We start from the raw sequence: 22,705 nt of genomic DNA, 5'->3' as shown, positions 1-22,705 counted from the left end.
CGCCGTTAGCCGCGCCGCCCATCGGCAGATGCCGCAATGGACGCGCGGCTACAGCAGCGTGATGACGCCGGTCTCGCCGACGTGCTGCCACGGCAGGCCCAGCACCAGGGCGTCGAACTGGGTGCGGCTCACGCTCAGCGTGCCTGTCACATCGCGAGGCCAGACGAAGCGGCCCGCGTTGAGGCGTCGGGCCGCCAGCCACACGCCGATGCCGTCATGCACAAGCACCTTCATCCGGTTGGCTCGGCGGTTGGCGAACAGGTAGGCATGATGCGGCCTGGCAGCGCCGAAGACTGCGACCACGCGCCGTAGCGCGGCCTCGGTGCCGGCGCGCATGTCCAGTGGCTCGACTGCCAGCCACAGCGCGTCGACCCTAATCAACGCAGCATCTCGCGCAGCCAAGCGGCGCAGGCCGTCGCACCACTCATCGGCCAGCGCACGCGGACGTGGACCGCCCCGCGCTGCAGCTCCAGTTCGATGGACTGCGGCGGATCAGATGGCGGGACCTCCGCGACCACCGACACGGGGACGAAGGCGGGTGCGCTGCGAGCCTCTGCGTCGTCAGCAACCAGGCGGCGCCACTTGTGAACGAGATTGGCGTTGAGGCCGTAGCTCATCGCCACTTGGGCCACGGACGCGCCTGGCGCCGCGCATGCGGCGATGACTTGCCGCTTCAGCTCTGCATCGTGACGTCGGCGGCTAGCCGGCTTGGCGTCTGGCATGGTGTCCACCTAACTTGTTTGGTGGGCACCATCCTGGCTGCCGGCCACGGGCCGTTCAAGGTGAGTTGGCCGGACGGATACTCAGCTTCGACTGGATCGCGCGTCGCTTCGCGCCGCCAACTTCGCCGGCCGGCCAGCAGTAGCACGTGGCGCGGATCATTGGCGAGCCGTTGATCTCCAGAAACCGCTGTTCGCCGGCCCCAAGAGCAGCGTCCTGCGTCACTACGGCCCTGCCAGTCCAACGGCAGCCCGTGCGATCCGGGTCGCAACCAGATTCAGACAACCGAATCAGGAATTGCGTCCAAGCCGCGCCGACCGTCGACGCGAACCGCCACGCGGTTGCCACGACGTACGGAGTCTTAGCAGCGTGTCTTGACACTCATGGTCAGTCTCTCGGCCAGCGCTGGTGCTCGTCATCGATGACGTAGGCGTGGCTATGCCGCCCCTGGTCATCGACCGCCGGGGCGTGGAGATGGGCATGTTCTGCCGGCATGTCAGGGTGGGTGTGTGGCACTTCGGCCGGGTCGTCGCTGGGCCACAGCCACATGCCCATGATCGTCGTCAGCGCGGCCAGCGTGCCGAGGGCGAGGAAGCTGGCATTGAGCCCTACCCGCGCGCCCATCCAGCCGGCCATTGGGTAAGTGATGAGCCAGCAGGCATGCGACAAGGCGAACTGCGCGGCGAAGAGGGCAGGTCGGTCTTCTTCGTTGGCGGAGCGCCGCAGCAGCCGGCCCGACGGTGTCTGTGCCAGCGAATAGCCGATGCCGAGCAACAGCCACAGCGCCACCAGCATCTCGAATCGCCCGACCGCCAGTGGCCCGAGGAAGAGACCGGTTGCCAGCAACCCGGCACCGAACAGCATGACCCTTCGATCCGGCAGCCGCTCCAGCAGCTTGGGCAGCCCCAGGGCCACCAGCATGGACCCTGCGCCAAAAGCTGCCAGCGCGCCGGCCGTGAAGCGCTGGCTGAGCTGCAGCTGGCTTTGCACGAGCACGACGGTGTTGACGATGACCATGGCGCTCGCCGACGCGATGGCCAGGTTCAACGCCAGCAGCCCGCGCAGCCGCGGCGTGGCCAGATAGATGCGGCTGCCGCGCGTCGTACGCTCGTAGACGCTGCGGCGCGACGGCTTTTTGGCCTTGGGCAGCACGGCCGACACGACGAACAACGCCGACGCGATGAAACCCACGACGGTGCCGAGGAAGAGGCTGTGGAAGCTGACGACCGTCAGCAGCACTGCGGCAAGCGCCGGACTGCCCAGGCTCTCCAGGTCGTAGGCCAAGCGGGACAGCGACAATGCTTTGGTGTAGTCCGCCTCCTTGGGAAGCACGTCGGGGATGGTGGCCTGGAAGGTGGGCGTGAATGCGGCCGAGGCGGACTGCAGCACGAAGATCAGCACATAGACCTGCCAGATCTCAGTGACGAAAGGCAGCAGCAGGGCGACCGCTGCGCGCACCAAGTCCAGAGTGACGAGCAGAGTGCGGCGGGGCAGTTGTTCGGCGAAGGCGGAGGCCACCGGCGCAACGCCGATGTAGGCCAGCATCTTGATGGCCAGCGCCGTGCCAAGGACCGCCCCGGCGTCTGCCCCTGCCAGGTCGTAGGCCAGCAGGCCCAGGGCGACCGTGGCCAGGCCTGTGCCGACCAGAGCGATGACCTGAGCGAAGAAGAGATGCCGATAGGTGCGGTTGGCGAGGACGTCGAGCATGGTGCTTCTCCGCTGATATTGAATGACCTCGGCAGGCGATGTGCCCACCGAGGTGGGCGCATCAGTTACCGGTGAAGTTGGCAGCGATGAAATTGCCCTGCGGGGTGAAGAACATGTAGAGGGTCTCCTTGGATTTGTCCGTCGCAGCAGCGTCCTTGAAAGTGAACTTCCATTCCTTGCCCTTCTGGCCGTCGACTTGCTCGGGTGCGGCGGGTTTCACGGCCTGCCAAGACTTGTCGAGCTTGCCGCTGGCGATGAGCTGCTGCTGGCGTTTGACGGCGCAGCCAGACACGGTCTCGGCCTTGGCCGGGGTGGAACCGTGGAAATGGCAGTCGCCCTCGCCGCCGGCAAAGGCTGGCGCCGAGAGGGACAGGGCGGCCAGGGCCGCAAAGGTGCTGACGAATTGCTTCATGGTGAGTCCTTGGTGGGGGGAGGGGAATATTGTTTAGAGGCTGTCGCGCCCGGTCTTGGTGCTGTTCTCGACTTCCAGGTCCTCGTGGGCGTGCCGATGCGCCTTGACGGGGAAACGCAGGTTCTCTGCATCAATGTCGTGGTGGTAGCCGTGCAGCTGCATCAGCAGCAGCAGGCTACCCACCGCCATCAGCGCGTTGTTAGCCAGCACGCTGAAGCGTGCAAACGACTCGCGCCGACGCCAGACCGACAGCAGGCCGACCATGACGACGAGGGCCGCGATCTGGCCCAGCTCTACGCCGACGTTGAAGCTGAGGATGCGCATCAGCATGCCTACCTGGTCGTCTCCCAGCGGCAGTTGCTGCAGCCGCGTCGACAAGCCGAAGCCGTGCAGCAGGCCGAAGCCGAAGACGACGGCCAGCAGGTTGGGCGAGGCGCGGCCGAAGTGCTTCTGGAAACCGCCGTTGTTGTCGAAACCCTTGTAGATCACGCTGATGGCGATCAGCGCATCGACCAGCCAAAAGTTCCACGTGATCTTCAGGAAGGTCGCCAAGATCAGCGTGATGCAGTGGCCGAGCGTGAAGGCGGTGACGAACTTGGCGACATCCACAAACCGCGTGAGGAAGAACACCACGCCGAACAGGAAGAGCAGGTGGTCATAGCCGGTCAGCATGTGGCTGGCTCCCAGGCTGACGTACTGCAGGTATCCGCCATCCAGCATGCGCTGCTTGTCGGCTTCCGAGATGCCATGGGCCCAGGCGGCCAGCGAGGTGAGGAACAAGCCCACCGCAAGCAGCGGCCGGGCAAAGAGTCGGAGCATGAGTGACCTTCTTGATTACGTGGATCAGTCTTGGGCCAGGTCCCAGATCAGGTGGGCGTCAATCAGCAGACGCATCTCCCAGCGCACCGCCTCGCCCTGGGCCTGCACGGCAGCGCGTGCCGCATCGGTAGCTTGGCGGCGTGCCAGCAGCAAGGCCTGCAGGTCCGCCGCGCCCAGGCCGTAGGCGCGCTGCATCAAGCGTGCGCTCTCAGCGCTGAGACGGGCTGTCTCGCTTGCGATGCGCCAGCGCTCCAGGCTGCCGGTGGCCTCGGCGTAGGTCTGTGCCGCTTCGAGCTCGATCTCGCGGCGCGTTTGGTCCAGCGCCGCCTGCAGTGCGTCGGTCTCTTTGCCGGCCTGCAACGCCCGCGCGCTGCGGTAGCTGCCACCGAAAGGGATGCTGATCGACAGGCCCACGACCCGTTCGTTGCGCATCGCCTCGTTGGCCGCGAAGACGCCCACCGTGGGGTCAGCGATGCGGTCGGCCCGCGCCCGCGCGGCCGTCACGCCGGCGCGCCGCCACTCCGTCTCCGCAGTCTTGATGGGGTCGGCTTCCTCCAGCACGCGCTCGCGCCACTGGGCCTCGGGCCAGACCGGCGTCTGGGGAGGTGGCAGCACGATGCCGTCCGGCACCACGGCCGCAAAGCGCACGCGCAGCGTGGCTTCAGCCTTGACGACTTCGGTGGCGGCCTGGCTGACATCACGCGCAATGCTGCCGATGTCGCCCTGCGCGACATTGGAGTCCAGCGCCGACGCATCACCGGCCCGCTGGCGCTTGGTCACCACGTCGAGATTGCTCATGGCGATGGCAAGCTGGTCGCGCAGCAGTGCGTGCTGGCGTTTGGCAACGATGACGCCCGTCCAGGCATCGGCCAGCGTCCGGGCCGCCTCGTGGCGCGCCTCGCCGAGGCGGGCTCGGCCCAACTCCACCTCCAGGTCCCTTAGCTGGCGGTCCAATCCGGCTTTGCCGTTGACGCGGATGGCGCGCTCGAGCGCCGCCGTCCATTCGTTGGAGCGTGCGCCGCTGTCCTGGTAGCTGCGCCGCTGGCCCTGAACGCGGGCAGTCCACTCATGCGGGCCAGCCGCAATGGCCGCACCACCGTGGTTGGCGGCCTCCGCGGCGAGACGGGCGCGCGCTACGGCCGGATCGGCCTCGATCCAGGCACTCGCCTGTGCGGTGGAGGGCAGGAAGCCGGGGGTCGGCACGTCTTCAGCACGCGCGGACAGCGTCACGCAGAGCCAGGCGCATGCGATGAATCTCGCTGCCAGCCGCTTCATTTGAATTCTCCTTGTCGAACGACGGGCGTGGCCCAATAGCGCGCGCCGGTACGGACCAGCTCGGGTTGCAACCGGGTCAACAGGGCGTCCAGTTGGTCGTGCGCGACCAGCACCTGAACCACGGCTGCATCGCTGCGGCCACTGACCTGATCCTGGGTGCTCAGAGCGCCATGCCCGTAGCCGTGGCCCGAGGCTGGCGAGCTGGTGAAAACGCCTGCCTCGCCGACGGCCAGCAGAGCGTCGAGCACCCGCTCTTCGGTCAGCGCCGGGCACAGCAGGTGCAGACAGACCAGGTTTGATGGGAAATCAGCCATGGGCCACCTCCGGCGTTGCAAGTGCAGCCGCCCGCGGCTGGCCGAAGCGCAGGTAAAGCAGCGGCAGCAGCACCAAGGTCAGCGCCGTGGCGGTGATGAGCCCGCCGATGACGACGATGGCCAGAGGACGCTGGATCTCCGAGCCTGGCCCGGTCGCGAACAGCAGGGGGATCAGGCCGAAGGCCGTGATGGACGCGGTCATGAGCACCGGTCGCAATCGCCGTCTGGCCCCCAGCGTCACGCTGTCGAGCAGCGTCATGCCTTCGGCGTGCAGCTGGTTGAAGTAGCTGGGACGCTGCGGAAGCGGAGGTCACGACGATTCGTGAGGATGGCGGCCGGCAGCTCTTCAAGTTCGTTCGCAAGGACGGATTCCTAGAGTCCCTTGACGAGATTCCCGAGCCGCACGCGTTCAAAGCCCAAGTCAGTCTGGGCCTCGGTGGAGAGCACCACGACTATTCACTGACGTTTGAAGAACACCAGCACACCCATGACGAGCTTGAAGCAGGCGACTTGGAGTTTCAAGACGCACACGAGCGCGCTCATGCGAACGATATCAAGCGCCGCTTTGCCAACCGCAATGTCACCACAGGCCAGATCATCATCTTCGGCCTGACCGGTGGGCTGATCCCTTGTCCCGCATCCATCACCGTGTTGCTGCTGTGCCTGCAGCTGAAGAAGTTCACGCTGGGCGCAGCGTTGGTCTTGTGCTTCAGCATCGGCCTGGCGTTGACGATGGTGACGTCGGGCGCGCTCGCCGCGTTGAGCGTCAAGCACGTATCCAAGCGCTGGAGCGGCTTCGGAGCGTTCGCACGCAAGGCGCCGTACTTCTCAAGCGCCTTGATATTGCTCGTCGGGCTCTATGTCGGCTATGAAGGCTTGCACGCGCTCAAGTTGTTGGGGGCGTGAATCCAGGGTCAACAGCGCCAAGCTCGAGAAAAGCGTTGCGGCTGCAGCAGAAAAACAAAAGCCCCGGGCTGGCCGGGGCTCAACGCATCTTCGCTGTCATAACGTTAACGCGCCTGCTCAGGGAGGAAAAGCAGGGAAACTGGCCGCAGCCAAGCTTCGATCTCGAATCTACCACTCGACTCAAACGCCGAACTGGAAATGTCGAGCTGCCCACAGTGAAATCGCAACAGCAACGATCAACCATATCGAGATGATCACGGCCGCTCCGACCACGCTGCGCGGCTTGTCGCGCCGGCCGGTGATCCAGGTCTCGGCTTCAAGGCGTGCCGCGTCCAACACAGACGCGGGCAGCAGACGGATAGCCAGCCATATCAAGCCAGGCAGCAGCAGCACATCGTCGACGTAGCCGAGCACCGGGATGAAGTCCGGGATGAGGTCGATCGGACTCAGCGCGTAGGCCACGACGAACGCGGCGAGCAGTTTTGAGATCAATGGCGCATCGGGATGGCGACGTGCGAACCAGAGAGTCAACGCGTCGCGCTTGATGCTTCGTGCCCATGCGCGTACTTTGTGGATCAGATGCATGGCGTCAGTGTGGCGTGCTACGACGTGCCCCGCGCGCGGACCGCCGACCAGTCACACCCTCCATCAGGATTTGCGGCGCCTACCAACGGCAGCAGCGATACGCCAGGCCCAGGCCAGCCGAGTAGGAACTGCGGTTCAGGGTCAGCGGACTGGCGGCCGCATCACCGATCAATCTCGATGTCCCCGCGTTGCCGAAGAGGATCCAACGCGGCGTGAGAGCGGTGATGAATCCCACCCCAGCGTATGCGTTGCGCAGCCCGGCACTGGGCGTGTGTGCCGGGAGCGTGGTGGAAGCCGCCTGCTCCGGAGTGATGCCGGCGTCAAAATACGGTCTCAGGCGCAACGTCGCGTTGCTGGCGGGATGCTGCTTCTCGATGCCATTGCCCCCCAATCCGACCGCCGGATAACTGGTGATGCTACCGCGAGCCTTTAGCGCTCCGGCCGTGCCGTCGCTAGGCAGACTGCGATCCGGACTGCGCCAAGGCGAGGCGGTCCTCCAGGCGTCATGCGTGCTGCTCCGGCTTGGATTGCGCACGTCCATTCCACAGGAAGAACCCCGACACGAACGCCAGAACGACCGCTTGGGCGGCGAGCCCGATGGTGGAAGGGTATACGCCTAGCAGCTCAACGCGCGGCGATGGCAGGGCGCTAGGGGCAATCCAACCGGCTTCCTGCAGTGCGGCTACACCCTTGCCGGTCAGGACAACGGCGAGCACGGCGACGAGCCAGGAGCTGGCGGAGAAGAACTTGCCGATGGGTAGCTTTGCGCTGAAGCGCAGCAGCAAGACGGTGATTGCTGCCAGGCACAGGACGCCGGCCGCCAGGCCAACCAAGATCGCGCGGTCATTGCCCTGGCCCCAGAGCGCCGCGTAGAACAGGATGGTCTCGAAGACCTCGCGATACACCGCAACGAAGGCCAGACCGAACATGAAAAACGCTGACTTCCGGTTCAAGGCTGCAGACATGCGTTCGCGCAGATAGACCTGCCACTGACCAGCAACGCTCTTCTGGTGCATCCAGATGCCCACACTGACCAACACCGCGGCGGCGAACAGACTCGACAGCCCTTCTGTCACCTCACGGTTGGCGCCGCTGATGGTGACGAGGTACGTCGCGGCCCCCCACGTTGCCGCACCTGCGGCGAGGGCCGTCAGCCAGCCGGCGTGAACGTAGCCGAGCACGTCCGGGCGTTCCGCCTTTCGCAGGAACGCAATCATGCCCACCACGACCAGCAGAGCTTCAAGACCTTCTCGTAGCAGGATGGTGAGGCTCCCCAAGAAGGCAGCCGTCGAGTCTGCCTTCGAGTCAGAGAGCACCTGGTCCCCCTGGGTGAAGAGACGCTCCACATCAGAAGCAGATGCGGCTACTCGGTCAATCGGAGCCTTGTCTGAAAGCTGTGACCGGTAGCGGCTCATCGCCACTTCAATCTGGCTTTTCAGCGAGCCATCCTTTGCAGCCAATGCATGCTCATAGGGCTCAACACCGTCCAAGTAGGAAGATAGAGCAAGGTCTTGAGCCTTCTTGATGTCACCGGCCTTGTAGGCCGCCAAGCTGAGCTGCAGCTGCTTTCGCGCGAGCGTCAGGTCACCAGCAGGAGCCTGGTTGAGCGCATCCGGATTTGCATGCAGGTACGCCATGACCACGCTCGCTTCCTTTCCGCTCAGCGTCTCAGCCAAGTCGTTCTGCGTGAGGCCGACGAAGCGGTCGACATTGGGGACAGCGGCCTTCGCCCTTTCTCCTTCGCTCCACACCTTCTTGCCTTGCTCGATTTCGCTGCTGTCGTGCGCAAAGGTGCCCAGGTAAGTCGCCACAGCCCATCGGTCTTCTTCAGACAGCTGACCGAACGCGGGCATCGCCGTGCCGGCGAGACCTTGCGACACAGCTTGGTAGAGCGCAAAGAGGCTGCGTTGACTTGCACGCTCTTTGTCAGTGAACGCGATGGGCTTAGGGTTCAGTGACTTCCCCACGGGGCCGTCGCCGTTGCCAGTCGCGCCGTGGCAGCTGGCGCAGTTCTGGGCGTAGATCTTCGCCCCGAGCCCAACGTCCGGAATTCTCGAGGGCGCCAGCGGGACGGGATAGACGGCGACAAGGTACTTGGCCAACGCCTTGGACAGCGCGCCAACCTTGCTTGCGTCAGCTCGAGCGCCGATGGCTGCTTCAAGCTCCGTAGCCTGTGCAATCAACGCGGGCTGCTCGCTCTTGGTTTCGAGCGTCGCGATTTTGGTTCGCGCCGTCAGTGCGAACTCCTTCATCTCGTCGTACTCGGACTGAGAGACGACCTTGCCATCCTTGACGGCGCCGGCGTAGTCGACAGCCAAGTAGTCGAGGATTTGCCAAACGCGCTTCACGTCGGCTTCCGACGCCTGCGACACGCTTGAGAAGAGGAACGTGACCAGGATGGCCAGCCCCCTGGCGCTGCGATGGACTGTCTTAGTGAGACTCATTTCGGTTCTCGAGCAAAAAGATGGCCCGCACGATGCGAGCCGATGTGGCCGATGGATTTAGCGAGTGCTTTTCAACAGGCGCAGACCGTTGAAGACAACCAGCAGGCTCGCGCCCATGTCGGCGAAGACGGCCATCCACATGGTGGCGCTGCCGAAGACTGCGAGGACGAAGAACACGGCCTTGATGCCAAGCGCGAGGACGATGTTTTGCCAGAGGATGGCGTGCGTCCGTTTCGAAAGCCGGATGGTCTCGGGCACTTTGCGCAGGTCGTCGTTCATGATGAGCACGTCGGCCGCTTCCTTCGCGGTATCGGTGCCAGCACCGCCCATGGAGAAGCCCACCGACGCCGCAGCCAGGCTCGGCGAATCGTTGACGCCATCGCCGACCATGCCCGTCTGCTGGGTTTGACCCAGCTCGGAAATCACCTTGAGCTTGTCCTCGGGGAGCAGGTTGGCCTGAACGTCGTCGATGCCGACCTGGCCGGCGATTGCCTTGGCGGTCGACGGGTTGTCGCCGGTCAGCATGATGGAACGCACGCCGAGGGCCTTCAGGTCGGCGACCGCCTGCCTGCTGGTTTCTTTGACGGTGTCGGCGACCGCGAACAGACCCAGGACGCGTTCCTGGTCTGCCAGCAAAGACAGCGTGCGCCCTTGCGCTTCATGCTCTTCGAGCTTGGCCTCCAACTCAGGGAAGCACAGGCCACGCTCATGCACCCAGCGGTGATTGCCGAGGATGTACTTACGTCCGTGGATGGTGCCGTGAACGCCTCGGCCCATGTCGGCGCCGAAGTCTTCGACGGCCAGCTCTTCCCCGTCCAAGCCGTTGGACACAGCCTTGGACACCGGGTGGTCAGAGCGCGAGGCCAGGCTCTTGGCAATGCGCAACACCTCGGCTTCAGGAAGGCTCTGCGACAGCGCCGCCTGTGCGACGAGGCGCGGCTTTCCCTCGGTCAGCGTACCGGTCTTGTCGAGCGCGACTACCTTGAGCTTGCGAGCCTCTTCGAGGTAAACGCCACCCTTGATGAGGATGCCGCGTCGCGCCGCGGCAGCCAAGCCGCTGACGACGGTAACCGGCGTCGAGATGACGAGTGCGCAAGGGCAGGCGATGACGAGCAGCACCAGCGCCTTGTAGACCGCCGTCAGCCACGGCCAGCCCATGATGAAGGGCGTTCCGACGGCGACCGCCAGCGCCAGCACGAAGACGGCCGGGGTGTAGATGGCAGCGAACTTGTCGACGAAGCGCTGGGTAGGCGCCCGCTGCCCCTGGGCAGCTTCGACGGCATGGATGATGCGGGCCAGCACTGTGTCGCTGGCGGGCTTGGTCACTTCGAACTCGAGGGCACCGCTCTGGTTGATGGTCCCTGCGAAGACGTCATCGCCCGGTGCCTTGTCGATGGGAATGCTCTCGCCGGTAACGGGGGACTGATCCACAGCGCCCTGGCCCGCGGTCACGCGACCATCAAGGGCGAAGCGTTCGCCAGGCTTCACGCGCGCCGTCGCCCCAACTGCCACCGTCTTGACGTCCGCGCTGGTCCATGTGCCGTCGGCTTGGCGCACCTCCACCTGTGGCGGTGACAGCGCGAGAAGGCCAGTGATGGCGTTGCGCGCACGCTCAACCGAGCGTGCCTCGATGAGCTCCGCCAGGGAATACAGCGCCATCACCATCGCCGCTTCAGGCCATTGCCCAATGACGAACGCGCCTGCGACCGCCACCGACATCAGGGCGTTGATGTTGAGGTCACGCCGCACGATGGCAGAAAGGCCTTTGCGGAACACGGCAAGACCAGAAAGCCAAATTGCCCCGGCTGCAACAGCCATACCGACGACCTTCCAGGCCAGCATGTCCGGCGCGAAGAAGTCAACCAGCTCCGCAGCAATGGCAACCAGCAGCGCCGCAACCAGGCGCGTCAACTCGGTGCGCTGAGCCTTTGCAGTGTCCTCCGCAGGAGGCGGCGCCGACAGCGTCTCCGTCTTGAAGCCGATGCCATTGATGGCGGCAATGACGGGCTCCCAGGCTGCCGGCGGGGCGTCGATGTCCAGCGCGCGTGCCGGCAGATCGAACCGCAATCCTCGTACTTCGGGGAAACCCTCCAACGCGCGGCGTATCTGTCCTTCCTCGGTCGGGCAGTCCATGGAGGGAATGCGCAGCAGCAGGCCGCCAGACGCAGTGGATGTCTGGGCCTTCGCCGCTGCGACGGATGCAGTGCCACAGCACGACGGCTCACGCCCGTGCTCATGTGCATCGCCATGCCCGTGCCCGTGCCCGGACCCATGAGCATGGCCGTCCTCATGATGGTGCTCCGCGTGGTCACTGTGGTCGTGCTTGTGGGTGCTCATGCTTGATCGTTCTTCAGCTATTGAGGGTATTTGACAACCTGTAGCTGCTACAGAGTCAAGTCCCTACACTTCTGTCCTGTAAGCCCCGGGGGACCCATGAAGATTGGTGACTTGTCCGCTGCGTCAACAACGCCCATCGAGACCATCCGCTTCTACGAGCGGGAGGGGTTGCTGCCTGCGCCTGGCCGTACGCAGGGCAACTTTCGTGTGTACGAGGCGCCGCACCTGGAGCGGCTTCAGTTCATTCGCTACTGCCGAGGCCTCGACATGTCGCTGGACGAGGTTCGTGTTCTGCTGCGCTTCAGGGACGCACCTGGTGAGGACTGCGGGGACGTCAACTCGCTGCTCGACGAGCACATCGGACACGTGTCCAAGCGCATCAAGGAGCTGCGAGCGCTGGAACAGCAGCTCAAGGAACTTCGCCAGCGTTGTGGGGACGCCAGGCGCACGGACCAGTGCGGCATCCTTTCCGGTCTCGCCGAAGCTTCGCAAGAGAAAACGCCGGCGGATCAGAGTGCAAGCCATCTGCGCTCGGTGCACAAGCACTGAGAGTCGGTATACCCGCCGCGCAAACAAAGGGGCGTTGGCTGCTAAAGTTGCTCTCGAGACTGGCGGTGCTGGTCTCCCTGCTTTACCTCCCTGAGCAGGAGCGTCGGCGTGATGACAGCGTCGAAGCTTTATGGCCCCGGCTCTTGCCGGGGCCGCGTTTTTTCTGCCTCGCCTGGACGCCCGCCGCCGGGATTCCAACCGCAAATGGAAACTTGACGGATGCCATGGCAGCGAAAGTTTCATCGTCAAGCCTGCTGCGGCCAAGTCATACCGATAAGCGCAGCTCAAGTGACTTGGCCTGTCGGCTCGTGATGATGGGGATAGTTCTTGACGCGTCGCACGCGCATCAAGGCAAACGCGGCTGGGACCACGAAAAGCGACAGCAGCGGTGCCGTCACCATCCCGCCCAGCATCGGCGCAGCAATGCGGCTCATGACCTCGGAGCCCGTGCCAGATCCCCAGACGATGGGCAGCAGGCCGGCGAGGATCACGGCCACCGTCATCGCCTTCGGACGCACGCGCAGCACTGCACCCTCACGGATGGCGTCGAGCACGACCTCGCGTGTGATGGGCATACCGGCGCGCATCCGGTCTTCCAGGGCGTGCTTGAGATACAGCAGCATGACGACGCCGAACTCGGCCGATACGCCCGCCAGCGCGATGAAGCCAACGCCGGTGGCCACGGACAGGTTGTAGCCCAACAGGTAGAGGAACCAGATTCCTCCGGTCAGCGCCAGCGGCAACGTGGCCATGATGAGGGCAGCCTCCTCGGCGCGCCGGAACGTCAGGTACAGCAGCACGAAGATGATCAAGAGCGTGGCAGGCACCACCACCTTGAGCCGTTCGTTGGCCCGCTCCATGTATTCGAACTGGCCAGAGTAGGCCAGGCTCATGCCTGGCTCGAGCCGCACCTGTTGGGCGACCTCCCGCCGCAAATCGCCAACCACCGAGGCGATGTCCCGTCCTCGCACGTCGATGTAGACCCAGCCCGATGGGCGGGCGTTCTCGCTCTTGAGCATGGGTGGTCCGTCAACGAGGGTCACGGCTGCCAGAGTGCCGAGCGTCACCTGCTGGCCAGCGGGCGTGAGCACCGGCAGATTGCGCAGCTTCTCCGGCGTATCGCGCAGCTCGCGCGGATAGCGCAGGTTGATGGGGAAGCGCGCCAGGCCTTCTACCGTCTCGCCGACGTTCTCGCCGCCTATCGCCCCTGAGATCACGGACTGAATGTCGCTCACGTTCATGCCGTAGCGCGCGGCGGCCACGCGGTCGATCTGCACGTCGACATAGCGTCCGCCGGTCAGCCGCTCGGCCAGCGCCGAGCTGACGCCCGGCACGTTCTTGGCGGCCGCCTCGACCTGGGCGGCGATCCGGTCAATCGCGGAGAGATCGGTGCCGGACACCTTCACGCCGATGGGGCTCTTGATGCCGGTGGCCAGCATGTCGATGCGATTGCGGATCGGCGGGATCCAGATGTTGGTCAGGCCCGGCACTTTCACCGTGCGATCAAGCTCCTCGACGAGTTTTTCCGGGGTCATGCCAGGGCGCCACTGATCGCGTGGCTTGAGCTGCACGGTGGTTTCGAACATCTCCAGCGGCGCGGGGTCGGTAGCGGTCTCCGCCCGGCCGGCCTTGCCAAACACCCGTTGCACCTCTGGCACCGTCTTGATCATGCGATCGGTGATCTGCAGCAGCTCGGCGGCCTTCTGGGCGGACAAACCTGGCAGTGCGGAAGGCATGTACAGCAGGTCACCCTCATCCAGCGGCGGCAGGAACTCGCCACCCAGGCGCATCACGGGCCAGGCGGTGGTGGCGAAGACCGCGACGGCCACGACGAGCGTGGCCTTGGGCCAGCGCAGGACCGCGTCCAGCGCGGGGCGGTATAGCGCGATCAGTGCGCGCGTGATGGGGTTGCGCTGTTCGTCGGGAATGCGCCCGCGGATCCAGTAACCCATCAGCACGGGAATGAGGGTGATGGACAGGCCGGCGGCCGCTGCCATGGCATAGGTTTTGGTATAGGCCAGTGGCCCGAACAGCCGTCCTTCCTGCGCCTGCAACGTAAAGACCGGCACGAAGGACAGCGTGATGATCAGCAGCGAGAAGAACAGCGCCGGGCCGACCTCGACTGCGGCGTCGGTGATGACTGCCCAGCGCGCTTCGCCCTTCAGTTCCTCGCCGGGGTGGGCGTGCTGCCAAGCCTCCAGCTTCTTATGCGCGTTCTCGATCATGACGACTGCGGCATCGACCATGGCGCCGATGGCGATGGCGATACCCCCGAGCGACATGATGTTGGCGTTCAACCCCTGCTGCTGCATCACCAGGAAGGCCGCCATCACGCCCAGCGGCAGCGAGATGATTGCCACCAACGCCGAGCGCAGGTGCCACAGGAAAACCACGCAGACCAGGGCGACCACCGCAAACTCTTCGAGCAGCTTCATCGACAGGTTGTCGATGGCGCGCTGAATCAAGGAGCTGCGGTCATAGGTCGTGACGATCTCGACACCCTGAGGCAGGCTGGACTGCAGCTGCTTGAGCTTGTCCTTGATCGCGGCAATCGTCGCCTGGGCGTTCTTGCCGTTGCGCAGGATCACCACGCCGCCGACCGCCTCGCCTTCGCCGTCCAGTTCGGTGATGCCACGGCGCATCTCCGGTCCGACCTGCACGGTGGCGACCTGGCTCAGCAACACCGGCACGCCGTTGCGGCTGGCCAGCACGATGCTGCGGAATTCATCCAGCGACTTCAGGAAGCCGCTGGCGCGCACCATGTACTCGGCCTCGGCCAGCTCCAGCACGGCGCCGCCAGCCTCCTGGTTGCCGTTCATCAGCGCCTCGCGTACCTGGTTATGCGTGATCCCGTAGGCGATGAGCTTGGCCGGGTCGACCACCACCTGGTACTGCTTGACCATGCCGCCCAACGTGGCCACCTCGGCCACGTTGGCGACGGCCTTCAGCTCGAACTTGAGGAACCAATCCTGCAGCGCCCGCAGCTGTGACAGGTCATGGCGACCTGTGCGGTCCACGAGGGCGTACTGGAAGACCCAGCCCACGCCGGTCGCGTCGGGGCCGAGCGAGGGCTTGGCCGTCGCTGGCAGCCGGCCCTGCACCTGGCTGAGGTACTCCAGCACGCGGGAACGAGCCCAGTACAGGTCCGTGCCGTCATCGAACAGCACATAGACGAAGGAGTCGCCGAAGAAGGAGAACGCCCGCACGGCCTTGGCGCCGGGCACCGACAGCATGGTGGTCGCCAGTGGATAGGTGACCTGGTTCTCGACGATCTGTGGCGCCTGGCCGGGGTAGCTGGTGCGGATGATGACCTGTACGTCGGACAGGTCGGGCAGGGCGTCGATCGGTGTCGAGCGCAGCGACAGCACGCCGGCGACGGCGAGGAAGAGCGTGGACAGCAGCACCAGGAAGCGATTGCCGACCGACCAGCGGATCAGCGCGCCGATCATCGTGCGCCTCCCGGTGTCTCGCGCTGCATGGCGACGACTTCATAGCCGTCCTGGCTTTCCCGGAAGGTGAAGCGGACGGTGTCGCCCACCTTCACGCCCTTGGCCAGCTCCGGCCGCGCGAGCCGGAAGCCCATCTGCATGGCTGGCCATTTGAGGGCCGGCACGGCGCTGTGATCCAGCGTGACGCTCTGCCCCGAAAGCTCCACGATCCTGCCGACCGCCTGAAGTGCCGAAACGGCAGAAGCTGTCGATGAGGCCGCCGGCACGGCAGCCGCGCTGGCAGCAGGCGCTGCCGGAGTGGCCTGGCGCTGCAGCACACCCTGCATGCTCGCTTCCGAGTCGATCAGGAATTGGCCGGACGCCACAACCTGTTGGCCGGGCTGCAATCCCTCCAGCACCTCCAGCTTGTCACCCAGCTCGCGACCCAGACGCACCTGGACCGGCGTAAAGCGCCCAAGCTGCTCAGCCACATAGACGACAGCACGCTGGCCTGTGCGGATCACGGCCTCGGCAGGCACGACGAGCACCTCTTCGGCCGTCCCGCCCAGGCGCATCTGAGCAAACATCCCCGCCCGCAGCCGGCCTTGCGGATTTGGGAGCTCGGCCCGGACGCGCAGGGTGCGTGTCTCAGCATTCGCCTCAGGCAGGATCGCTGTGATCTTGCCGCGCAGTGTCTCGCCGGGAAACGCCGCCAACAACACCTCGACGGGCTGTCCGACGCGGGCGACGCTGGCCTGGGTTTCGGGGAGGGCGGCTTCTAGCCAGACGGTCGATAAACCGGTGATGCGGGCGAGGCTCATGCCTTGGGACACTGTCATGCCGGGTCGCACCATCAACTCCTGTACCAGCCCGCCGGTGGGGGCGTGCACGTTGGAGAGCGCCTGTACCTGTCCGCTGTGTTCCACCTGCTGGATCAGGGACGTCGGCATGCCGAGCAGCACCAAGCGCTGGCGGGCCGCGGCGGTCAGGGCCGCATCGCCCGTTTGGCGCACCGCCAGGAATTCCTGCTGGGCGCCTGCCCACTCGGGAACCAGCAGTTCGGCGATGAAGGCACCGTTAGCGACGACATCGCCCGGTGCCAGGCGGGCCACCCGTTGGACGAAGCCAGCGGTGCGCGCCTGCAGGATGGCCACGTCGCGTTCGTTGAGCTGCACGACGGCCGGCACCTGGAACGAGGCGCCGAGCCGCTGCTTCTCCACGGTTGCGGTGCGTACCCCCAGGGTCTGGGCGACGCGCGGGTCGACGGCAACGCCACCTGAGGGCGCCTCATCGGCGTACTTGGGCACCAGCTGCATGTCCATGAACGGCGACTTACCTGGCTTGTCGAACTTCTGCTGCGGCACCATGGGGTCGTACCAATACAGGGCCTTGCGCTCACCGGCCGGACTCTTGGTCGTCTCTTTGGTTCCGGACACCGTGGCGGATGGGTCCGACATCGAGGCCGTACGCCAATGGGCGACGCCGTAGCCCAGGCCTGCGCCCGCAGCGACGAGCAGCATGGCGACGGCGGACAGTTTCTTGTTGGAGGTCATGGGGTCACTCCGCAATGAGATAGGCCAGGCGGGCCTGCTGGGCCAGCACCTGGGCTTGAAGATCGAGACCGCGCAACTGCGCTTCGGCAGCGCTCTTGCGGGCGGTGAGCACGGCACCGAGGTCGGCGCGGCCGGACTGGTAGCTGGCCAGGGTCACCTGGGCGCGCTCCCGGGCAAGCGGTTGCGTGGCGGTTAGCTGGCGCTGCAGCACACGCTCCAGTCGCTGCAACTCCGCAACCTGGGTATCCACCTCGGCGCGGATGCGGCGCAGCGCATCCTCCCGCTCGGCCTCAAGCCGCTCGACGTCCTTACGGCGGGAAGCGACAACGGGTTCCTGGCGCGTGGCCCGTGAGACGGGCAGCTCGAAGGTGAGCTGGAACGAGACCATGTCACCGAAGGACCGTGCGCGGTTGCCGTAGGCGACCTCCCAGCCCCAATCACCCTGGCGCATCGCTTCTGCCTCGCTGAGGTCGGCGCGAGCCATTGCGAGCATCGGGTTGAAGGCCAGCAGTTCGGCATGCCGATCAAGCCCGCCCAGCAATCGCGCCAGGTCCGGCCGCAGCGGGGGCGGTTCAGCCTCAGCGGACAGTTCCGGCTGGTCGCCGGTCCAGCGCCGCAGTTGGACCCGTGCCTGCTCGACGCCGGCCTGCAGTTCGTCCCTTCGGTCGGCCAGCTCCAAGGCCTCCTGGCGCACCATCAGCGCATCGCCGGGCGTGGCGGCTCCGGATGCGACGCGGGCAGACAACGTGTCCTGCAAGAGGCGGTTCTCTTGCTCGAGCGTTGCGAAGACGTTCAGCTTTTGCTCGGCGAAGTGCAGGGCGAGCCAGGCCAGCGCCGCCTCGCGGCGTACCGCCAGGCGTTCGGCTTCCAGCATCGCGTGCTCGCGCTCGGCCTTGGCGTCGGCAGCGTCGCGCTGGGCGGCCCGCTTGGCAGCGTTGGGCACGTCCTGCATGACGCCGACACGTCGCATGGTCATGGACTCGCGGTTCCAGCTGAAACGCTCGCGACCTGAGATCGGGAAGTTCTCGATGCCGACAGCCAGCTTGGGGTCGGGCAGGCGCCCTGCGGCCGTGCGCGCCTGTTGCGCGCCTTCTGCCGCGGCCTGGCGCGCCGTCAGTGCGGCGGAGCGCTGTTCAGCGAGCAACAAGGCCTGTTCGAAGGTGACGGGGGCCGCATGCACGGCGGCGCCTGCAAGTAAGCCTGCCGCGATGACAGCCTTGCGGATGCGGCGGCAGGTAGCTCCTGTGCCGCCGGAGCGGGACCAAGATCCCGCCCAAAAGAAGATGGCCATGATGGCGCTCCACAAAAAGCCTGGAAGCAGTCGGCAAGCGACGCGAGACGTGGGCACGCCGCCGCGCGTGCGGCAGCGCGGACGTCAGGGCTTAATTGCGGAGGACCTGGAGGGTGAGATACACCGGCAGCGTGCCGTCTGGCGGGCCGGTGTGGGCGGTAATGACCGCAGGGAGTGCCTCTGCGGTCTCGGGCGGGAGCCAGAGGGCCAGGCGGGTGAAGAGCTGATCGAGGAGAACCGCGGGCGCAAGGTCAGGCGCCGGCGCGTTGTTGACCGTCTGCTTGTCGCGGTCGCAATGCGCCTTGCACAGCTGCGGCTGTTCGGTGTCCATCCCGGACATCTGGTCGCAGTCGGCCATGCCGGCCATGCTGACCATCGGCATCGACTCCGAGCCGGTCGGGACGGGGCAGGCGTAGGCTGCCGTAGAGAGCTGCAGACACACCAGCACCGCCGCGAGCAAGCTCGCGATCCAGCGCCGGTAGGTCTTGTTCAACATCATGGGCAAAGTCTATCCGCGTGTGGCCGGGGGCGTTAGATCCAGATCAAAGTCTGCGCGTTTCCGTCCAGAGCCAACGCGTAAGCGGTATGCGTCGGCGACGGGTTCCGTCGCCTTACACCACGGCAGGTTTGACACGGAGGGGCCCTTGATCGACCTGGTTATCGCCTCAGATCTGCATGTTCATGACTTCGCTGTAGGCCTGAACCAGCCGGTTGCGCACCTGCAAAGTCGCCTGAAAAGCGATGTTCGACTTTTGTCCGGCGATCATCGTTTCCTCGAGACTGACCGTGGGGTTGTCCAGCGAGAACTCCTTGCTCAACCTGCCCGACTCCTTTTGCAGGTCGCTGGTGGTTTGAAGCGCACTTGCCAAGGCATCCTGAAACCCTCGCCCTTGTACCGAAGCCGGCTTGGTCAGTGCCTCGGCCGAGCGAGCGATCGACTGGATCGAGTCCATCGGCGTCAATCTCATTTGCACAATGCACCTCCCACGGTTCGGTGATCGGAATCGACAGCTGTGATACCGCCAGCCTCGCGGCTGCAACAGGATGCGCTCGTCATAGATGGGAAAACGCCGGAACTGGGTCCGCTAAGGGGCACAGTTCGTGGCCAACGATTCCTTGCCTACCTGCGTAGGCAGCGCTTGAGGGGCTTGCTGCTTTGCCGAGCGACGTCTGCCCATCCAGACATGGAACGGGACCACGGCGCAACTGAGCAGGCCAACTGCAATATGCAGCCAACGGGTAATTTCCCGCCACTCCTCGTCACCGTAGTAGAGGAACCAACCGCTCAAGCCGAGCAGTCCCATGATGATGAGGGTGAACGCACCGGACCAAAGGTTGCGGCGGATGCGCCAGGCCAGCCGGATATGCAGCGGCAGCAAACCTCCGACAACGGTAAGTGCAAGGGCGGCGGCAACGCCGTGTGTCACGAGCAGCCTGTGCTCAGCGGCAAACCAGTTCAACCGCAGCCAGTCATGAACGACGAGCCAGGCAGTTCCGCTTGCTGCGACCACTGCCAACGTGCCATAGGTCGCCCACCGCTGAAAAGCTGGCAGGCGAATGCTGAACGGTTGAGGTCTTGTCGTCGTCATAGTCGGATGACCGTTGCTCGCGCTCGCCTCTGGATGCTGGCGGGAAGGGAGCCTCGCAACGCAACTATTTTCGTGAGCGCATCGGCCTGCAGGCAGCTTTTCGCGACCACAGAAACGCTCCCTGGCAGGCCAACACGCCTCTGGTGCCTCGGATTCACGATGGCACTTGCCGCCTTGCCGTCGTTGCCCAGGTTGGAGGCGAAATAGCTGGCGGACGTCGCGACGGCACCGTTTTGCAGCCGTCCGATCAACTTCATGTCAGTCGGCGACTTCGGGCATCGAACCCAGATTTCTTGTGGCGCCGAGCCGAAGGCGTAGAGGTCGCCCCCGGCGTTGACAAGCCCACTTTGCATGCCCCGACTGCGCAGGACACGCACCGCCTGGTCGACAGCAAATCCTTTTGCGATGCCTCCGAGATCAAGCGAAACCCGTTGGGCGACGTTGACGCGGCCACCCTCTGCCAACCTGATGGCACGGGACATGGACGTTTTGGATCGGCCGACAACGGCGGGGCGTGAGCGAGGTAGCAAGCCGCCTCGCACGAGAACCCGACCGACGTTGCAATCGAAAGCACCGGCGCTCGCCATGTGCAGCTGCAACGCCTCGCTGAGCACAGCGCTCGTCCAGCGATGCACGCGCAGGTGACAGCCAGGGCGAGCCCGGTTGAGCCGGCCCACGTCGCTGTCATGGCGATGAAAGCTCATCAGCCGCTGCACCCGGGCTATGGCCGAGAACGCAGCGCTGACCGCGCCCGTCACCTCGGATTCAGGCACGCCTTCCTGGCCTTGTGCCCGTATGGTGACAAACGTGCCCAGCAATGGCTGCATGCGTTCAACGCTTGCCACTGTGAAGCCCCTTCAACGCCAAGTCATAGACAGCCAGAACCCGCCGCACCCCGTCTGTGATGTGCTTGGAGGACAGCGTGGCGCCCGTGATGTTGGCGATGTCCTTGTTGAGCCTGACTGGCGACGCGGCAGTCTTGCCGACAAACTGCTGCCGCCACGCGGCCCCTCGCACCTCTGAGCCGTAGGTCTCGCGGTATTCGAGGATCTCAATCTGCTTCACGCTGCCATCGAGGTTGAGCCCCACGGCATAGGTGATCAGCTCGTGCTTGCCGACGACTTGATCGACGATGAAGAACCCTTGGCCTTCCACCGACCAGACGCCGTCTTCCCGAAACGGCTCGTGGACGCCCGATCGGGCGAACAGTCCATCACGCTGCTCTGGCGTCATGGCCAGCGCGACCTTGGTGAACTTCCCCGCGGGGAACATGACCTGCTGAGCCTGTTCGGTCGAGAAGAAGACGCTGGCCGAAGCGGCGGTCGAGGCGACAGCCAGGGGAACGGCGAAGAAGGGTTCCCAGCGCATCAGAACGGCACTCCCAGCTTCAGCACGAACTGGTTGCGTGTGTGCTCGTCGCCGTAGATACGGCCGCCGCTGATCACCTCCTTCTGATCATCCTGGAAGCCACTCGCCCAGGGCATCTGGCTGCGCCAGGCCGCCGTCAGCCACCAGCCCTTGGTGGCGTAGTGGACGTTCGGCCCAATGAACCACGCCGAGTGGTTGGCCACCCCGTACCCGTAGCCCGTGAACTCGCGATGGTTGCGGACTTCGATACCTGCAGACCAGTTGTTCATGAAGCGGTAGGAGACCCCTGTCAGCAGATCGAGCTCCGTCGCCTTTTCGACGTCGCTGCCCCGCTTGTTGTTCTCCAGGGCGGTGCTCAGATTGGTGGCCCAGATGACGCGGTCGTCCAAGAAGTTCTTCTGCAGGATGAGCTTGAATTCCAGCTCCTTGTTGCGACGCCCCCAGGAGGGCTCGACATAGACGGCCAGCCCGACAGGGTCCACCAATGGGTTGGATAGCTGATAGATGTTTTCCCATGACACCGACTCCACGCGACTCATCTTGTAGCGGGATGTGGGATCGAAGGTGTCGGGGATGTCGGTGTTGGGGCCAGCGGTCGTGCCGTCCATCTGGTTGCGATAGGCGCGGATGAAGCGGGAGTTCAGGTAGATGGCCGTTTGATATTTAGACGTGATGCCGAACTCCAGCTCGGAGCGCAAGCGGACGTTGGTGTAGTCGCCCCGTGTCTGCTTGGTCTGAACGTCGACCCATTGCTCGAATTCCCTAGTCCCTGGAGGCGCGACTTCAGCGGTGTAGATCCAGCCCATAGGGGATTCGCCAGCGACGGCGGAGCGAGAAAGAAGGGCCAGGCCAATGACCGTGGCGGTCGCCACGCGCTGAGAAGACAGGAGCATGCTTATCCAATGCAAATGAGAATCGTTATTATTCTCATTGTGTGCGCATGGTGTCAACGTGCAGCTGTCAGCCAGCTTTCTGCAGAAGGAGCGAGAGCGCGGAGCGTCAGTCGGCCAGCTCGTCCAGGATCGGGCAGTCCGGCCGATGGTCCCCGTGGCAGCACTCGGCCAGGCGCTCCAGGGTTCGCTTCATGGCGTCCATCTCCTTCATCCGGACTTCCAGGTCGGCGACGTGCGCCAGCGCGATGCGCTTGACGTTGGCGCTGGCCCGGCGCCGGTCCTGCCAAAGCTTCAGGAGTTCGGCGATCTCCGCCATGCTGAAGCCCAGGTCCCGAGCTCGCCGGATGAAACGCAGGGTGTGCACTTCCTTGTCGGTGTACTGGCGATAGCCGGAGGCGGTCCGCCCGATCTTGGGCAGCAGCCCCAGCGATTCGTAGTGCCGGACCATCTTGGCGGACACCCCCGACTGGCTGGCCGCCTCACCGATGTTGAAGGGGCCGGTCATGCTCATGCTG

Annotated in this window: 22 protein-coding genes and 2 pseudogenes; 2 read left to right on the top strand and 22 right to left on the bottom strand. The window is 65.0% G+C overall.

Going from position 1 to position 22,705, the window contains the following annotated elements:
• Positions 1-48 precede the first annotated feature (48 nt).
• From tnpB to CDO81_RS00205, 8 genes and pseudogenes are all read right to left on the bottom strand, one after another.
• Positions 49-381 carry an IS66 family insertion sequence element accessory protein TnpB gene (gene tnpB / locus CDO81_RS00240; RefSeq protein WP_144397092.1) on the bottom strand — a complete coding sequence of 111 codons (333 nt, stop codon included), beginning with the start codon at positions 379-381 and terminating at the stop codon, positions 49-51.
• The gene (gene tnpA / locus CDO81_RS00235) at positions 378-722 is read right to left on the bottom strand and encodes an IS66-like element accessory protein TnpA (protein ID WP_088481173.1); all 345 of its coding nucleotides are present in this window, start codon (positions 720-722) and stop codon (positions 378-380) included. Before tnpA ends, tnpB begins: the two co-directional genes overlap by 4 nt.
• A gap of 385 nt (positions 723-1,107) precedes the next feature.
• Positions 1,108-2,427, bottom strand: a complete 1,320-nt coding sequence (locus tag CDO81_RS00230) for an MFS transporter (protein ID WP_088481172.1) — start codon at positions 2,425-2,427, stop codon at positions 1,108-1,110.
• 61 nt (positions 2,428-2,488) lie between these two features.
• Positions 2,489-2,839 (bottom strand): DUF6488 family protein, encoded by a 351-nt coding sequence (locus CDO81_RS00225; protein WP_088481171.1) that lies wholly within the window; start codon positions 2,837-2,839, stop codon positions 2,489-2,491.
• 33 nt (positions 2,840-2,872) lie between these two features.
• Entirely contained in the window at positions 2,873-3,658 is a 786-nt protein-coding gene (locus CDO81_RS00220; protein WP_088481170.1) for a HupE/UreJ family protein, read from the bottom strand.
• 24 nt (positions 3,659-3,682) lie between these two features.
• Positions 3,683-4,933 carry a TolC family protein gene (locus CDO81_RS00215; protein ID WP_088481169.1) on the bottom strand — a complete coding sequence of 417 codons (1,251 nt, stop codon included), beginning with the start codon at positions 4,931-4,933 and terminating at the stop codon, positions 3,683-3,685.
• On the bottom strand, positions 4,930-5,247 hold the full coding sequence (locus CDO81_RS00210) for a DUF3240 family protein (protein ID WP_088481168.1): 318 nt from the start codon (positions 5,245-5,247) through the stop codon (positions 4,930-4,932). The genes CDO81_RS00215 and CDO81_RS00210 overlap by 4 nt, the downstream gene beginning before the upstream one ends.
• Positions 5,240-5,536, bottom strand: a pseudogene (locus tag CDO81_RS00205) (efflux RND transporter permease subunit); the annotation flags it as partial. The gene CDO81_RS00210 and the pseudogene CDO81_RS00205, both read right to left, overlap by 8 nt.
• Here CDO81_RS00205 and CDO81_RS00200 point away from each other — a divergent pair.
• Positions 5,533-6,153, top strand: a pseudogene (locus CDO81_RS00200) (nickel/cobalt efflux transporter); the annotation flags it as partial. The pseudogenes CDO81_RS00205 and CDO81_RS00200 sit on opposite strands and share 4 nt — an antisense overlap.
• 180 nt (positions 6,154-6,333) lie before the next feature.
• On the opposite strand, the gene CDO81_RS00195 reads toward CDO81_RS00200, so the two are convergent.
• From CDO81_RS00195 to CDO81_RS00180, 4 genes are all read right to left on the bottom strand, one after another.
• Positions 6,334-6,738 (bottom strand): YkvA family protein, encoded by a 405-nt coding sequence (locus CDO81_RS00195; protein WP_088481166.1) that lies wholly within the window; start codon positions 6,736-6,738, stop codon positions 6,334-6,336.
• Positions 6,739-6,817: 79 nt separating this feature from the next.
• On the bottom strand, positions 6,818-7,279 hold the full coding sequence (locus CDO81_RS29250; RefSeq protein ID WP_088481165.1) for a MipA/OmpV family protein: 462 nt from the start codon (positions 7,277-7,279) through the stop codon (positions 6,818-6,820).
• A complete protein-coding gene (locus CDO81_RS00185) occupies positions 7,242-9,182 on the bottom strand; it encodes a cytochrome c/FTR1 family iron permease (protein WP_088481164.1) in 1,941 nt (646 codons plus the stop codon). Before CDO81_RS00185 ends, CDO81_RS29250 begins: the two co-directional genes overlap by 38 nt.
• Positions 9,183-9,239: 57 nt before the next feature.
• Positions 9,240-11,519: a heavy metal translocating P-type ATPase gene (locus CDO81_RS00180; RefSeq protein WP_168928248.1), complete on the bottom strand. Its 2,280-nt coding sequence runs from the start codon at positions 11,517-11,519 to the stop codon at positions 9,240-9,242.
• A 96-nt stretch (positions 11,520-11,615) separates the two neighbouring features.
• On the opposite strand from CDO81_RS00180, the gene cadR reads away from it, so the two are divergent.
• A complete protein-coding gene (gene cadR, locus CDO81_RS00175) occupies positions 11,616-12,068 on the top strand; it encodes a Cd(II)/Pb(II)-responsive transcriptional regulator (RefSeq protein ID WP_088481162.1) in 453 nt (150 codons plus the stop codon).
• Positions 12,069-12,352: 284 nt separating this feature from the next.
• Here cadR and CDO81_RS00170 read toward each other — a convergent pair whose 3' ends face one another.
• The 10 genes from CDO81_RS00170 to cueR form a co-directional block, all read right to left on the bottom strand.
• Positions 12,353-15,517, bottom strand: a complete 3,165-nt coding sequence (locus CDO81_RS00170) for an efflux RND transporter permease subunit (protein WP_088481161.1) — start codon at positions 15,515-15,517, stop codon at positions 12,353-12,355.
• Positions 15,514-17,049: an efflux RND transporter periplasmic adaptor subunit gene (locus tag CDO81_RS00165; RefSeq protein WP_088481160.1), complete on the bottom strand. Its 1,536-nt coding sequence runs from the start codon at positions 17,047-17,049 to the stop codon at positions 15,514-15,516. Before CDO81_RS00165 ends, CDO81_RS00170 begins: the two co-directional genes overlap by 4 nt.
• A gap of 4 nt (positions 17,050-17,053) precedes the next feature.
• Complete coding sequence (locus CDO81_RS00160; protein WP_088481159.1) at positions 17,054-18,340, bottom strand: TolC family protein; 1,287 nt, start codon at positions 18,338-18,340, stop codon at positions 17,054-17,056.
• A gap of 91 nt (positions 18,341-18,431) precedes the next feature.
• On the bottom strand, positions 18,432-18,839 hold the full coding sequence (locus CDO81_RS00155) for a hypothetical protein (protein ID WP_088481158.1): 408 nt from the start codon (positions 18,837-18,839) through the stop codon (positions 18,432-18,434).
• A 166-nt stretch (positions 18,840-19,005) separates the two neighbouring features.
• The gene (fliE, locus tag CDO81_RS00150) at positions 19,006-19,293 is read right to left on the bottom strand and encodes a flagellar hook-basal body complex protein FliE (protein WP_088482370.1); all 288 of its coding nucleotides are present in this window, start codon (positions 19,291-19,293) and stop codon (positions 19,006-19,008) included.
• 132 nt (positions 19,294-19,425) lie between these two features.
• Positions 19,426-19,929: a DUF2231 domain-containing protein gene (locus CDO81_RS00145; protein WP_144397091.1), complete on the bottom strand. Its 504-nt coding sequence runs from the start codon at positions 19,927-19,929 to the stop codon at positions 19,426-19,428.
• Positions 19,926-20,756, bottom strand: a complete 831-nt coding sequence (locus tag CDO81_RS00140) for an FAD:protein FMN transferase (RefSeq protein ID WP_088481156.1) — start codon at positions 20,754-20,756, stop codon at positions 19,926-19,928. The genes CDO81_RS00145 and CDO81_RS00140 overlap by 4 nt, the downstream gene beginning before the upstream one ends.
• Positions 20,757-20,760: 4 nt before the next feature.
• Complete coding sequence (locus tag CDO81_RS00135; protein WP_088481155.1) at positions 20,761-21,297, bottom strand: FMN-binding protein; 537 nt, start codon at positions 21,295-21,297, stop codon at positions 20,761-20,763.
• Positions 21,297-22,190 carry a DUF6662 family protein gene (locus CDO81_RS00130; protein ID WP_088481154.1) on the bottom strand — a complete coding sequence of 298 codons (894 nt, stop codon included), beginning with the start codon at positions 22,188-22,190 and terminating at the stop codon, positions 21,297-21,299. Before CDO81_RS00130 ends, CDO81_RS00135 begins: the two co-directional genes overlap by 1 nt.
• A 106-nt stretch (positions 22,191-22,296) precedes the next feature.
• Positions 22,297-22,701, bottom strand: coding sequence for a Cu(I)-responsive transcriptional regulator (gene cueR, locus CDO81_RS00125; RefSeq protein WP_241516791.1), 405 nt, complete (start codon positions 22,699-22,701; stop codon positions 22,297-22,299).
• Positions 22,702-22,705 lie beyond the last annotated feature (4 nt).

The sequence above is a fragment of the Roseateles puraquae genome, assembly GCF_002205845.1.
GTDB lineage: Bacteria > Pseudomonadota > Gammaproteobacteria > Burkholderiales > Burkholderiaceae_C > Pelomonas > Pelomonas puraquae.
The sequence above is the reverse complement of the archived record's forward strand: the minus strand, read 5'-3'. Positions and strand labels throughout refer to the sequence as shown.